Consider the following 14,934-nt stretch of genomic DNA (forward strand, 5'->3'; position numbering starts at 1 on the left):
GCCGCTGTCGAGCTGTATGCGCGCGTTGGTGCCGGCGCTGGACCAGGCGTCGCTGAGGCTGAGGATGCCGCCGTTGGCGCGCAGGGTGCCTGCGTTGGTCCAGGTGTCGGTGGTGTTCCAGGCATTGACGACGATTTCGCGGCCGGCGGTGGCCGCTTCGATGGTGCCGGCGTTGGTGCCGTTGTTGCCGAAGTAGATATAGCCGCCGTTGGAGCCTGCGACGGTGACGCCTGAGCCGATGGAGAGCGAGTAGGTGCCGGAGCCGTAGCCGAGGTAGTTGTTTGCGCGCACCGCGTTGTGGCTGCCGCCGAACAGGATGGCGCCGTTGCCGGCGATGCTCCATGCACCCGAGGTGCCGCGCAGGAAGGTGGAATTGCCATCGGAGGCGAGGGTGACCGAGCCGTTGTCCAGCGTCAGCGCACCGACCACGCGCAGGTCGCCGCCGTTGGCGATGGTGGTGCTGCCGGTGAGGCGGACGTTGTCCAGGGTGGCGATATTCGTGCCGCCGAAAGACGAACCGGAAATGCCGGCGTAGCCGGTGTTGAATGCGCCACCGGAGGCATTGTCGATGGCCAGCGTGCCGCCGGTGAGGGTGCCGCCGGAATTGAGTGTGCCGGTTGCGCCGTTGAGGTTGAGGGTTGCGTTGGCGTTGTTCAGCGTGCCGACGAGGTTGAGCGTGCCGCGGTCGGCATCGGCCGGTCGGACCAGGGTGTTGAACGATGCGGTATTGAAGCTGCCGCCGAGGAAGAGGGTGCCGCTGTCGAGCTGAATGCGCGCGTTGGTGCCGGCGCTGGACCAGGCGTCGCTGAGGCTGAGGATGCCGCCGTTGGCGCGCAGGGTGCCGGAGTTGGTCCAGGTGTCGGTGGTGTTCCAGGCATTGACGACGATTTCGCGGCCGGCGGTGGCTGCTTCGATGGTGCCGGCGTTGGCGCCGTTGTTGCCGAAGTAGATGTAGCCGCCGTTGGAGCCGGAGACGGTGACGCCTGAACCGATGGACAGGCTGTAGGTGCCGGAGCCGTAGCCGAGGTAATTGCTGGCGCGCACGGCGTTGTGGCTGCCGCCGAACAGGATGGCGCCATTGCCGGCGATGCTCCAGGCGCCCGAGGTGCTGCGCAGGAAGGTGGAGCTGCTGTCGGAGGCGAGGGTGACCGACCCGTTGTCCAGCGTCAGCGTACCGACCACGCGCAGGTCACCGCCGTTGGCCACCACGATGCGACCGGCATCACTGCCGCTGCCGAGGCGCGACAGCGTGACGTTGGACAGCGTGCTGGTGCCGCTGGTAGTCAGGCGGCTGCCCAGCATGAGCTGCAGCGCGCTCAGCGTTCCGCCATTCAGCAGGTTTCCGGTGCCGGATGCGATCAGGCGGCCGCCGCTGACGGTACCGCCGCTGAGCGTCATCGAACCGACTTCCAGCTGACTGCCGATGGTGAGCGTGCCGGCCGTCATCGACAGCCGGCCGTTGATCACCGAGTCACCGCGCAATGTGAGCGTGCTGCCGGTGATCGTGATGTTCTCGTTCGAGCGCAGCGAATTGACCGTGAAGTTGCTGGCCGGCGAGGTATTCCGGATGGTGACCGTGAGGTCGCCCGCCTGGTCGATCACCACATCGGTGCTGGCGGTCGGAATCAGGCCGCCGGCCCAGTTCGCGGCGACATCCCAGAAACCGGAAGTCTGCGAAATCCAGGTGCTGGCAATGGTGCCGGTGGCGAAACTGATGGCGTTCGAGAAGGTGGTCGGCGTGACTGCCAGACCGCCGGTATTCACGCTGGCGAAGGCGCCGCTCAGGCAACCGTCGGCACCGCAGGACAGTACGGTGTAGCGGTCACTGGCGCCGAAGGTGAGGCCGCTGGCCGGCGCCAGCACCAGCGCGCCGTCGATCTGGGCGCTGCCGCTGATGTTCAGGTGATCCTGCTGCGCGGCAGTGGTGCCCAGCACGTCCGCCTCGATGCGACCGCCCGCGGTCTGCACGAACTGGCCGGTGACGGTGAGTGTGCCGGTGCTGCTGCCGTCGCCCGGGCGCACGATGCCGGCGTTGGTCAGTGTGCCGCTGCCGAGATTGAGTGTGCCACTGCCCTGGATGACACCGGTGTTCTGCAGGCTGCCGGTCGTAAGCGTGCTGCCGGCGCGCAGATCGAGCGTACCGGCGTTGGTGGTGAAACCGTTGGCGCTCAGGCTGCCTTCGGCGACGCGCAGCGTGCCGGTGTTGCCCACCGGCATGGCCAGCAAGGCGCTGTCGCTGCCGGTCTTGAGCAGCAGACCGGCGTTGTCGATGCGACCGCTGCCGAGATGGCTGAAAACCGCGCTGTTGTTGAGTTCCAGCGTGCCGCCGGACAGCACCGAAATGCGGGCGCCGTCCTGAATCTGAACGGCACCGCTCAGGTTGGAGGCCACCGTGCTGCCGGCGATTTCCAGTGTGCGACCGAGGCCGCGGGTGCTGCCGCTGAGGATGCGCGCCGCGCCGGCCAGGCGGGTGATGCCGCTGCCGGCCATGTTGCCGCCGCTCCAGTCCGTCGCGGTATTTACGGTAAGCGTGCCCGGCCCGTTGATCGTGCCGGAGGTGAAGCTGAAGGTGCCAGCACCGTCCAGGCTGCTGTTGCCGGTGGCGGTCAGCGTGGCGCCCGACAGTTCGAAGGTGCCGCTCGTGATCTGCGCCGATTCGCCGGCGTTCAGCAGCAGCGTGCCGGTGTCGGCGCGCAGCGTGCCGCCGGTGCTGGACAGCACCGCGCCGGCGATGCGGCTGCCTGCGCTGTTGCCGTAGATCGACAGGACGCCGCGGTGGGCGGAAATATTGCCGCTGAGGTCGAGATAGCGCAGATAGGCGGTGCCGGTACCACCCGCCTTGCGGACCGTGCCCAGGGCCATGATGCCGCCGGTGCCGCCATTGCTGGTCGAGCGCTGGACCAGAACGTTGTCATCGAGATCCAGCGTGCGGCCGGCCGCGATTTCCAGCGTACGGTCCAGGGTGCGGGTCCCGCTGCCGGTCAGCGTGACCGAGGTGTCCAGCCGCGTGGTGCCGGTGCCCGACATGGTGCCGCCGGTCCAGTCGAAGCCGGACGTGACGGTCAGCGTGCCGGTGCCGTTCAGCGTGCCGGCAGTCAGCGCGAACACGCCGCCGCCGGTGATCGACGTGCTGCCGCTGGTGCTCAGCGTGGCGCCGCTCAGTTCGGCGCGGCCGCCGGACACGGTGAAGGTCTGGCCGTTGGTGAGCGTGAACAGTCCGGAATCGAGGCGCAGCGCACCGCTGCCGCTGGTCGATGCGTTCACGCCGTTCAGCGAGGTGCCCACGGCGTTGCCGTAGATCGACAGCACGCCGCTGCTGGAGGCGATGTTGCCGCTCAGGTCGAGATAGGTGACATAGGCGGTCCCGGTGCCGGCGGACTTGAGCAGCGTACCCTGTGCCACGATGCCGCCGGTACCGCCATTGCTGGTCGAGCGTTGCAGCGTCACGTTGTCGCCGAGCGACAGCGTGCGGCCGGCCGCGATTTCCAGCGTGCGGTTCAGGTGACGCGCTCCGCTGCCGCTGAGCGACACGTCGCGCAGCAGGCGGGTGGTGCCGGTGCCGGCCATGCTGCCGCCGGTCCAGTCGAATGCCGACGCAATCGTGACCAGTGCGCTGCCAGTCAGCGCGCCGCCGCTGGACAGCAGCAGGCGACCATCGCCGGTAAAGGCCGTGGCGGCGTCCGCGCTGACCGTGCCGGAATCCAGATGCAGCGCCCCCTCGCCAGCGAGGTTGAAGCTGCCGGCGATGCCGTTGCTGCCCGCGTTGTCTGACCGCAGCCGCAGCGCGGTGCCGGCCGCCAGCTGGATGTTCGATCCGCTGTCGGCGGTGATCAGTGCGCTGCCACCGGTGCCGGAGGCCATGTAGATCACGCCGTCGGCAGTACTGGTACCCAGGGTCGCGCCGGCCGCGATGCGCAGCCGGCTGCCGTTGTTCAGCTGCAGGTAGTAACCGCTGCTGTTGCCGAACATCAGGCTGCCGCTCACCGTCAGGCTGCGGTTCAGGAATTTGTAGGCGGCGGTGTTATCCACCGTGCCGCTGCCGGCGATCGTGGTGCTGCCGGTGCCGGCCATGGTGCCGCCCGCCCAGGTGAAGGCACCGGAAATCGTGGTGGCCGCGCTGCCGCCGAGCACGCCGCCATCGAAGCGGAAGACGCTGTCGATGTTGAGCGCATGTTCGGCATTCAGCGTGGCACTGCCGCTGAGCCGCAGCCGTCCGGTGCCGTCAACGACGGTGGCCGCGCCGGTCTGCAGCGTGCCGCTGTCCAGCACCAGATCGCCAGCGCCGGTCAGTTCGAAGTTGCCGGCGATGCGGTTGCTGCCGTTGCTGTCGCTGCGCAGGACGAGGTCGGCACCACTGGCCACGATGACCCGGGCGCCGTCGTCGGCGCTGACGGTGGCGATGCCGCCGCTGCCGGAGGCCAGATAGATGACGCTGCTGCTGGTCGTGGTCCGCAGCACCCCGGTCGCGCCCAAGTGCAGCGCGCCGCCGTTGTTCAGCTGCAGGTAGTAGCCGGTCGAGCTGCCGAAGTCGAGCGCGCCATCCACCACCAGTCGTCGGCTCAGATACTTGTAGCCGCTGCTGTTCTCGATCTGCAGCCGGCCGGACACGGTCGCGGTGCCGGTGCCGGTCAGGCTGCCGCTGTTCCAGCGGCTGTTGCCGGACAGCAGCACATTGCCGCTGCCGGTGATCACGCCGCTGTCGAAAACCAGCGGTGAGGCGAATTCGGTGGCGTGACGCAGATCCAGCGTGGCACCGTTCAGGCGGAGCAGGCCGCTGCCGGTGAAGGTGGTGGCCGCCGCGGTGGTGAAGAGCCCCGACGGCATGCGCACTTCGCCCGCACCATCGAAGGTGAAGCGGCCGGCGAGGGTGTTGACCGGGTTGCCGTCCGACTGCAGCGTGAGCACGGTGCCGGCGGCTGCGGTGATGGCCGATCCGGCGTCCGCGGACAGCGCCGCACCGCTGGTGCCGCCCGCCAGATAGATCATGCCGCTGTCGGTCGAGGTGGCCAGACGGCTGCCGCCGGCCAGATGCAGCCGGCCGCCGTTGTGGATCTGCAGGTAGTAGCCGCTGCTGTTACCCAGAGTCATGCTGCCGGTCAGCACGACCTGTCGTCCCAGGTACTTGTAGCCCGAGGTGTTGTCGATCGTGGTGGCGCCTGCCAGTACCGTGGTGCCGGCCGCGTTGCTCATCGAACCGCCACGCCAGTCCAGATTGCTCGCGATGGTGAGGGTGCCGGCACCACCGATGTCGCCGCCATTGCTCAGGCGCACGGTGCCGCTGCCGGTGAGCAGTGCGGTGTCGGTGACCGACACGCTGCCTGAATCCAGCGTCAGCATGCCGGCGCCGTCGATGTTCAGCGTGCCGGACAGCCGGTTGCTGCCGGTGTTGTCGGTGCGCAGGTAAAGCTGGGCGCCGTCACCGATCACCACGCGCGCGCCGGTGTCGCCGGACAGCCGCGCGACACCGTTGGCGCCGGCATTCATGTAGATGTACGCGGTACTGCCGTCGGTGGACAGCGTGCCGGTGGCGCCAAGGTGCAGGCGGCCGCCATCGTTGATGTAGAGCAGATAGCCCGAACTGTTGCCCAGCGTCAGCGTGCCGTCGACCTGCAGCGTGCGGGCGAGATAGCGATAGCTCGCACTGTTGTCCACCACGCCGGTGCCGGACAGCACGGCGATGCCGCTGCCGTCGAGCGCGCCGCCCTTCCATTCGAAACGGTTGCCCAGCGTCAGCCGGTGGCTGCCGCTCAGAGTGCCGCCGCTGAAGAGGCGCAGTGTTCCGGTGCCGGTGAATGCGGTGTCGGCAGCGGTGCTGAGGCGGCCGCCGTCCACGCTCAGTGCGCCGTCGCCCGCGGTGTCGAACTGACCGGCGATCGCGCTGCCGGCCGCACCGTCGGTACGCAGGTAGAGCGAGCGGCCGGCGGCGACCTCGATGCGGCTGCCGGCATCGCCGCTCAGCAGCGCACTGCCGCCGCTGCCGGCGGTCAGCCGGATGATGCCGTCCGCGGTGGTGGACAACAGCGCGCCGCCCGCGTTCAGATGCAGCTCGCCGCCGTTCAGGACGATGAGTTCGTAGCCGTTGCTGTTGGACAGATCGAGCTGTCCGGCCACGTCGAGCCGGCGCCCGAGGTAGCGATAGGCGTTCGAGCCGTCGATCTGGCCTGCGCCGTTCAGCGTGACCCGGCCGCCGGCCAGCATCTGGCCACCCTGCCACAGCAGTCCACCCACCGACAGCGCCGACGCGCCGGCCAGGTTGCCATTCAGTGTGAGCAGGCCGCTGATCGAGGCGTTGCCGCCATCAAAGCTCACGGTACCGCTGCCGAGCAGGTAGTCACCGCTGATCTGCGTGCCGCCGGCCGCGTTGAAGGCCGCTGCGCCGCTCACCGTGCCGGCCTGCATCGAGATTGCGCCATCGCTGCGGTAGGTGCCGCGCAGATCGATCACCGAACTGCTGCCGGCGCGCACCAGAATGCCGCCGCTGGCGGTCTGCAGCACCGGCAGCACGATGTCTGCGCGCTGGTCGCCGACCCGCACCCCGTTGCTGTAGCCGGTCTGCATCGTGATGCTGCCGCTGCCCTGGGTCACGATGCGCAGACCGGCGTCGTGCCAGCCGCCGGTCACCAGATCGATGCCGGCGCTGACGCCGCCTTCGCCGGCGCCCAGATTGCGGGTTTCGATCAGCAGGCTGCTGCCGGCCGCCAGCGTGAGCTGACCCGCGGTTTCGCCGCTCGCATTGCCGCTGGCGGTGTAGTTGAACTGTGCGTTGCCGACCGTGACCGAGCGCTGTGCGCGCAGGATGATGTCGGTGGTCTTGCTCTGTTCTTCGAGTTCGCTCTCATAGACCACGGTCGGGCCGAGCGATTCGGCGGTGATGGTGCCCGCGGTGCCCCCGTTGTAGCTCAGGCTGCCGTCGTTCGCGCCGTCGCCGCTGCCGCCCTGGATCACGATGGACAGCGGATCGAGCAGCAGCGAGCCGTTGCGGCCGCGTGCCGCCGACGTATCGGTACGGCCGCGATACAGCAGCGCCACCTTGCCGGATACCTCGACCTGGCCGCCGTTGCCGCCGTCGCGTCCGCCGCGTGCCCAGATGTTGCCGTGGAAGGCACTGGCCTGGTCGGCCCACACCACCACCTTGCCGCCGTCGCCATCGAGCAGCGCGTCGGCGAGCAGGCGGGCACCGCTGCCCACCCAGCTTACCTGCGCGTTACGTACCAGCGGGTTGGCACCCTGCCAGTCGCCACCGACCAGCACCGAGCCGCCGCCGGTGTCGCCGGACGCATCCAGCGTGGCGCTGCCGGCGATGGCCACCGTGTCGGCGGTGACCTGGATGTGGCCACCCTTGCCTGCATCCGCGACCGGCTGTACTGCGGGCGCCGGTGCCGGGCCGGCGGCGGTGACCGGCATTTCGATGTCGGCAGGGGCCGGTGCGGCTGCCGGCGGCGCCGGCAGTTTTCCGGTCGCGCGCAGCGTGCCGTCCACCGTGGCGCGCTGCCCGGCAGTGACATCGATGCGGCCGCCCTGAATGCCACTGGCGTCGACCACCGCCTTCGCCTCGATCTTCACTTCCGGCGCGCTGATCTCTATCGCGCCGCCATTGCCGTCGGCGGTGCGGGCCGCGGTTTCGGAGGTTTCGGTCAGCGTGACCGACTTCGTGCCGCGCAGCACGATGCGGCCGTCCGCGGTGCGCTGCGCGCCTGTGGCCGAAATCTTTCCGGCCTGGGTCAGTGCAGCGCCGAACATGCCGGCGTTGCCGCCTTTCGCGATCAGCTGACCGAGGTTGATCGCTTCGCCGCCTGCTTCGATGCGCACACGCAGCGCAGGCTGGTGGGGATCGGCAATCTCGACGCTTTTGCCGGCCGCCAGCACGATGTCGCCGTTCTCGGCGGTGATCAGGCCGGTGTTCTCGACATCGGTGGCGATCAGCAGCAGCGGCCCGCCGGTGGTTTTCAGCGACCCTTCGTTGCGTATCCTGCCGGCCGCGCCTTCGCCTTCGAACTTCAGCCGTCCGGCGTTGAAGTCCTCGTTCTTGATGTTCAGCGTGGACGCCACCAGACCGGCGGTGTCGACCTTGGCGCCAGCGCCGAACAGCACGCCGTTCGGATTGATCAGGAATACCCGGCCATTGGCGATCAGGTTGCCGAGGATCTGCGACGGGTCCTGGCCGACCACGCGGTTGAGCACGGTGGCGCTCGCGTTCGGCTGGATGAAACGGGTGGTTTCGCCCGGCTGTATGGAGAACTGCTTCCAGTGGATGATGGCCTTGTCGCTGGCCGTGATGTTCAGCGTGCTGCCCTGCTGCTGGATGCCGACCTGGCCCTGCATGACCTGGTGGCCGGTCGGGTTGGCGATCGCCAGACCGGGGAGCGCCGCGGCCATGGCTGCCACCAGGCGGCGCAAGGCGCGGGTCCCCTGACCTTTGCTGCGCGCGCTGGTTTCCTCCGGCACCGGCACGTAGCTGCCGTGCTCGTCGGAATACACCAGTCTGTAACGCCCCTTGTTCATGTCAGCCTCAAGTTCTTCGAGGCCGGTCCGTCAATTCGGGCGCGGATGCGCGCGCGCGGGTGGGGCCGGCCATGCAGCAGGAAAGTCCGTCGTGTTGCGCGCGTCGATGCGTGCCGCGACAGTGTTCAAGCATGTGAACAGCACATTGCCGTTCTCTGACGGAACGGCTTCCGTTTCAGAAATTCACACTGAAGCTTGCGTGTACGCGGTGGCTGCCGGAGTCGTATCTGCCTGCTCCGTCAATAAGTTGAGCGTAGTCGATCCGCCCGGCGAGCCACGTGGAAAAGTTGACGCGCAGCCCTACGCCCGCTGAAAAGACACCGTTGCTCACATCTTCCGACGCCAGCGGTCGCACCCGGTAGATGTGCGCCGCGTCGGCGAACAGCACGCCGCGCATGACCCAGGTGTCGTGCAGCCAGGCCGACGTTTCCAGATCCGCGCTCAGGCGCCAGCCCTTGTCGTCGGCCAGCACACGCTCGCGCAGGCCGCGCACCGAATCGGCACCGCCGATACCGAACTGTTCGCCGGCCACCAGTTCGTCCGTCGTGTATTGCGCCTGGGCCTGAAGCCGCACACGCCAGTCGCGCGGCAGCAGCTGCAGCCAGGACCCGCCGGCGCGCAGCACCGAAAAGCGCGGGCTTGCGCCGTTGCGCGACGCATCGAAGGCGGTACTGCCACCGTGCTCGCCACCGGGCAGATTGCGGGCGAAGCTCACGTTCAGCCCCGCTTCGCGCAGATCGTTGCGCCAGTTGCCGTACCAGGACAGGCTGATCGGGTGCGTGATCACGCGCGGCACCAGGCTGGTATTGGTGTTCGCGACCACGAAGCTGCTGTCGAAGTCGCGCCAGTCGGCGGCCAGGCTGATGCGCTGGCTCAGTTCGCCCTCGCGCGGCAGATGCCAGTTGTAGCGGGCGGAAAAGATGCGGCCCGCGCCGGACACGCTGGCCGTCGAATTCAGTACCTGTACCTGACCCGAATTCACGTTCGAGTAACCGGCCACCAGATCGATCGAATTGCCGCTTTCGTACAGCGGAATGCGGTAGCCCAGACCGAAAATGGTCACGTCGGCAGGCTGTTCCAGCGAGGTGGTGTACTGAAAGGTCGCGACGTGGTCACGGTTGAACAGATTCGCGTGCTGCAGGCCGACCGCGACCCGGTGCGTGCCGGTGGAGGGCGTGCCGCTGTTGTCTACGGTCACGAAGCGGCGTACCGGATTGTCGTCGGCCACCGAGATCGTGGCGCCGATCTCGCCCGGCTTGCGCCCGGACTTGAAGGTGACGTCGGTCTGCTTCGAACTGTTTTCATTGGCCAGCGACAGCTGACGGGCGACGTCGGTGGTGTTGGGCATGCCGCCGTCGATCAGCCCGGGCAGGCTGCGGCGGATGTTGGCCTCGTCGTGGTGCTTGGCGCCCTGCAGCGTGATTTCGGTCAGCCGCGGTTCCAGCACTTCGAGGATGACGGTGCCGCCGCTCAGTTCCTGTTCCGGAATGCTGACCTGGGCGGCGCCGAAGCCGCGGCTGTGATAGGCGGCCTGCAGCGCGGTGCGGGCCGCTTCGATCTGGCTGAAACCCACTTCTCCGCCGGTGTAGGGCGCGAGCAGTGCATCGACTTCCGAAGGTCTGAATACCGTGCCGCCGGACAGCGAATAGGCGCGTACCTCGAACCGAGGCCCTTCCGCGGATTCTTCCGCCTGCGCGAGCAGAGGCACGCATGCGAGCAGCAGGCGTGCAAGGCTGACCTTCACCGGAGACCCCGTCTATGTAAGTTCTTGTATCAGACGGAGTTTAGTGGGTTTGCAGGACTTTCGCTGTAATCCTTTAGCAATAGGCCGAACAGCCTAGCGCCTCATCCAGTCTCGCCACCCGTTCGGCGTCCGAGCGGGCAAGACGGTCCCGCATTTCCCGGGCCGCATCCGCCGCGCCTGTCCGGGCGTGCGCCAGCGCAAGATGGAACAGCACGTCCGGATGGTCGGGGGCGATTTCCTGGGCGCGCAGCAGCAGTGGCAGGGCTTCGTCCGGTCGACTGTCGCGTACCAGGGCGACGCCGGTCTGATGCCAAGCGTCGGCGTTTGACGGTTCGGCGCGGGTCCAGGCCTGGCCCAGTGCGGCTGCCTCGTGCCAGAGGGCGCGGGCGGTCAGCCGGGCGACACGCAGGAACCACGGCTGTCCGTCATCCGGCTGTTCCCACAGCGCCCGTCCGTCAAGTGGCGCGACATCCGCCTCCGGCCGGGTGCGCAGCCTGTGTATGAGGTCCGCGGGCATCGCGAAATAGCCGCCGCTGTGACCCGACGCGAGGAAGGTGGTGACGCCGATCAGGCGCCCCTCGGCGTCGAACAGCCCGCCGCCGCTGCCGCCCAGACCGAAGCCGCTGGAGGTTTCGAGTACCGCGCTGCCGTCGTGCGGATGCAGGGTGGCGACCCGGCCGGGCGCGAAGAACGCTTCGATGCCGCCCGAGTAACCGTAGTAGAAGGATGTTTCGCCCGGCTTCACGGTGGCCGCGTCGCGCAGCGTCACCGAACGCAGCGGCATCGCCGCGGTGCGCAGCAGGCAGAGGTCGTTCGCCATGTCGGCCTTCTGCCCGAACACCGGAAACACCAGCGGCCCCTTGGCCACCTCGATGCGTACCGCCTGCCGGGTGACGTGGCAGTTGGTGATCACCTCGTTTTCGGCCACGACGACGCCTGACCCGAAGTAGCCCTTGCCCGCCTCGTTGGCGACCCGCACCTGCACCACGCTCATCGACAGCCCGGTGTAGAAGGCCGAGCCGAATTCGGTGGCGGAGCCCCCGGCGAAAACCGGCGCGGCGGCGGACAGCAGCAGACTGACGAACAGGGGGCGCATGGGCGAATTCCTTCGACGGCCGGTGGACGACCGTCTTGGGAGCCGGCAAGGCTGCCGGAAGTTCAGTTGCCGTCGACGCTTTCGCCCGTGACGAAGAAGGCGCCTCCGGCCACGTGGTGCAGGGTACGCAGCGCCTCGTCCTCAGGACGGAAATGCCAGCGCCCGCCGCTGAATACCCGGTCGTCCGCCGAGGCGGCCACCACTTCGCCGATGAACAGGTCGTAGCGGGACTGGTTGTGCGGCTCCGGCACCACTCTGCATTCGAGCCAGGCGAGGCAGTCTTCGATCAGCGGTGCGGCGACCTGGTCGCCCGCGAAGTGATGCAGCCCGAGCGGACCGAACTTGTCACCGTCGCGCCCGCTCCGGTTGCCGACCGCGACGGTGGCGGAGAGCAGCGCCCGTGGCGGCACGCTGATCGCGAATTCGCCCGATTGCTCGATCAGTTCGCGGGTATAGGTGGCCTTGTCCAGCACCACCAGTATTTTTGGCGGATCGAAATCGAGCGGCATGCACCAGGCCGCGGCCATCACGTTGTGGCGGTCGCCGGCCGCTGCACCGACCAGCACGGTGGGGCCGTGATTCAGCAGGCGGTAGGCCTGTGCGAGCGGGACAGCCTGCCGGGCCATGCGGCGTCCGGTCAGCGGCGGCGCGCCCGCGCCGCGCCGATCAGCGCGAGGCCGCCGAGCAGGCTGGCCCAGCTTGCAGGCTCCGGCACCGGTGCAGCTGCGGCGAAGGTACGGAAGCTGAAATCGAAATTGTTGAACGCCGGATTGTCGGCGTAGATGGCACCACTGGTCACGCCTGCGTACAGACGGCCGCGCAGGTAGTCGGCATTCGTGCTGCCGGCGAAACCTACGCCGTTGTCCTGACTGGCGCTGGTCGAGAAGGTGAGGAAGTAGGTGCGCTCCGGCACGACGGACTGGATGTCCCAGAACACATCGACCCAGCTGCTGCCGGCACCGCTTGCAACGCCGGTGCGCAGCGGGGCGCCGCCGGCGGTCGGCTTGTCGGCCCACAGATCTATCCTGATTTCTGCGCTGGCACTGCCCGGTCCGGTCAGCAGCAGACCTGCGCCCACGATGTTGTCCGCGCTCGGTTTGAAAGACTGGCCAAGGTAGCTCTGGGTGATGAAGGCCATCACGATGGAATCACCCGGATTGAAGTTCTGGTCGAGGGTCGTGGCGGTCGATGCCATGGCGCCGGACGAGGTGGCGGCGATCGTTGCGGACAGCAGAATTCCACGTAGCGTCATCATTCCTAGCGCTCCTGAGGCAGGGTTCGGCGCTCGCCCGGTGAGCGGCGGCGACCAGTAGGGGTCAGATCATTAAAAACTGTAAAGCGTAAAGCATGTTCCGTGCCGTTTGCGGGCATGCAGCGACTTCACAGGGGTTTGCGCGCACCGGCCATCCATCCTGCCCGTGCGCGCTGGGCTGCCTGTAAAGAAAACCGACGCGCCGGCCTACTTGCCCCAGCTGTCCTTCAGCGTGACCGCCCGGTTGAACACCGGTCGGCCGGCGACCGAGTCCACCCGGTCGGCCACGAAGTAGCCGTGGCGCTCGAACTGGAACTTGTCGTCTGCGACCGCGGCCGCCAGGCCGGGTTCGACGAAGGCCTGCACCGACCGGACCGAATCCGGATTCATCACGGTCAGGAAGTCGCGGCCGCCAGCGTCCGGGTGCGCTTCGGTGAACAGCCGGTCGTACAGCCGCACTTCGGCCGACAGGCCTTCGGCCACGCTCACCCAGGTGATGACGCCCTTCACCTTCACGCTGTCCGCGCCCGGGGTGCCGCTCTTGGTGTCCGGCACAAGGGTCGCGAGCACCGCGGTGATGCGGCCGTCGGCGTCCTTCTCGCAGCCGGTGCATTCGATCACGTAGCCGTACTTCAGCCGCGCCCTGTTGCCCGGGAACAGGCGGTGGTAGCCCTTGGGCGCCTCTTCCATGAAGTCTTCGCGCTCGATCCACACTTCGCGCGTCAGGTTGAAGCTGCGCGTGCCGCGTTCCGGGTGGTGCGGATGCACCGGCGCGGAGCTGGGCTCGGCCTGTCTGTCGCCGAATATCTCGTCCCAGTTGGTGAGCTTGAGCCTGAGCGGATCGAGCACCGCCATAGCGCGGGCGGCACGGCCGTCGAGGTCGTCGCGCAGCGCGCCTTCCAGCGTCGAATAGTCGATCCACGAATCGGCCTTGGACACGCCGATGCGCTCGGCGAACAGCTGCAGTGCCTCAGCGGTGTAGCCGCGGCGGCGCAGGCCGACGATGGTGGGCATGCGCGGGTCGTCCCAGCCGCTGACGTGCTTTTCGGTCACCAGCTGCATCAGCTTGCGCTTGCTGGTGACGACATAGGTCAGGTTCAGGCGGGCGAATTCGTACTGCTTGGGCAGCGGATGGGCCAGCAGGCCGCCTTCGGCCAGACGCTCCAGCACCCAGTCGTAGAACGGGCGCTGGTCCTCGAATTCCAGCGTGCAGATCGAGTGGGTGACCCCCTCGACCGCATCTTCCAGCGGATGGGCATAGGTGTACATCGGATAGATGCACCACTTGTCGCCGGTGTTGTGGTGATGCGCGTGCTTGATCCGGTAGATGGCCGGATCGCGCATATTGATGTTGGGGCTGGCCATGTCGATCTTCGCGCGCAGCACCATCGCACCGTCCGGGTGCCTGCCGTCGCGCATTTCGCGGAACAGCGCCAGCGATTCGTCCGCCGGGCGGTCACGCCACGGCGAATTCGTGCCCGGCTCGGTCAGCGTGCCGCGGCTGGCGCGCATCTCGTCCGGCGTCTGCTGGTCGATGTAGGCGTGACCGGCGGTGATCAGGTATTCCGCCGCGCGGTACATGAAATCGAAGTAATCGCTGGCGAAATAGAGCTGCGAGGCGCCGAAAGCGTCCCAGCCGAAGCCCAGCCACTGCACCGCTTCCTTGATCGATTCGACGTACTCGACGCTTTCCTTTTCCGGATTGGTGTCGTCGAAGCGCATGTGGCACACGCCGCCGTAGTCGCGGGCCAGACCGAAATTCAGGCAGATCGATTTGGCGTGACCGACGTGCAGATAGCCGTTCGGCTCCGGCGGGAAGCGGGTGCGGATCTTCGCCGGGTCGGGCTCGCCGGCCGCGTGGTGGGCGGCGTCGCCCGGGCTGCGCGCCCAGCGGCGGCTGGCGTAAGTGCCGTTGGCCAGATCCTTCTCGATGACGGCGCGCAGAAAATTCGAAGCCGGGGCGGGTGCGTTGCGTTCGGACATGATGGGCAGCAGAGGACTCTGAAGATGGGTGTCGTTGCAAGGGCATGAGCGGCCGCCGGCAGGCTGTCCGCTCGATGCAGGGGCCAGGTCGCGGCCCGGCAGAAGAACACGATTCTAGCTGCTTGCTGGCGAAATTCAGGGTTGACAGCTTTTCCCTGCTTGCCTATGGTCTTGTCCATGCTCCCGCATCAGACCCAACTGCTGTCCCTCTCCTCGACGCTGCTCGCGTCGGGTCTGCTGCTGCGCCCCGCGCGCACATAAAACTCCCCCCTCCTGTTGTGCTGTAGCTGCCTCCGGTCGATGGACCGGGAGGTGAATTCCGTTTTTCCGGAGCATTCCCGTCATGTTCGAGCCGTT

6 protein-coding genes are annotated in these 14,934 nt (G+C 67.8%); all 6 read right to left on the reverse strand.

The genetic code is table 11. From position 1 onward, the window contains the following. A partial coding sequence (locus METUNV1_RS17935) for a two-partner secretion domain-containing protein (RefSeq protein WP_043360298.1) occupies positions 1-8,502 on the reverse strand: 8,502 nt, incomplete at its 3' end. Between the two features lie 175 nt (positions 8,503-8,677). Further along, positions 8,678-10,246, reverse strand: coding sequence for a ShlB/FhaC/HecB family hemolysin secretion/activation protein (locus METUNV1_RS17940; RefSeq protein WP_008064237.1), 1,569 nt, complete (start codon positions 10,244-10,246; stop codon positions 8,678-8,680). A 73-nt stretch (positions 10,247-10,319) separates the two neighbouring features. Beyond that, the gene (locus tag METUNV1_RS17945) at positions 10,320-11,342 is read right to left on the reverse strand and encodes a S1 family peptidase (protein ID WP_008064238.1); all 1,023 of its coding nucleotides are present in this window, start codon (positions 11,340-11,342) and stop codon (positions 10,320-10,322) included. Between the two features lie 62 nt (positions 11,343-11,404). Beyond that, positions 11,405-11,968: a flavin reductase family protein gene (locus METUNV1_RS17950; RefSeq protein ID WP_008064239.1), complete on the reverse strand. Its 564-nt coding sequence runs from the start codon at positions 11,966-11,968 to the stop codon at positions 11,405-11,407. Between the two features lie 11 nt (positions 11,969-11,979). Further along, positions 11,980-12,597 (reverse strand): PEP-CTERM sorting domain-containing protein, encoded by a 618-nt coding sequence (locus METUNV1_RS17955; protein ID WP_008064240.1) that lies wholly within the window; start codon positions 12,595-12,597, stop codon positions 11,980-11,982. Positions 12,598-12,801: 204 nt separating this feature from the next. Then, the gene (locus METUNV1_RS17960; protein WP_008064241.1) at positions 12,802-14,577 is read right to left on the reverse strand and encodes a glutamine--tRNA ligase/YqeY domain fusion protein; all 1,776 of its coding nucleotides are present in this window, start codon (positions 14,575-14,577) and stop codon (positions 12,802-12,804) included. Between the last annotated feature and the right edge of the window lie 357 nt (positions 14,578-14,934).

The organism is Methyloversatilis universalis FAM5, assembly GCF_000214035.2.
GTDB lineage: Bacteria > Pseudomonadota > Gammaproteobacteria > Burkholderiales > Rhodocyclaceae > Methyloversatilis > Methyloversatilis universalis.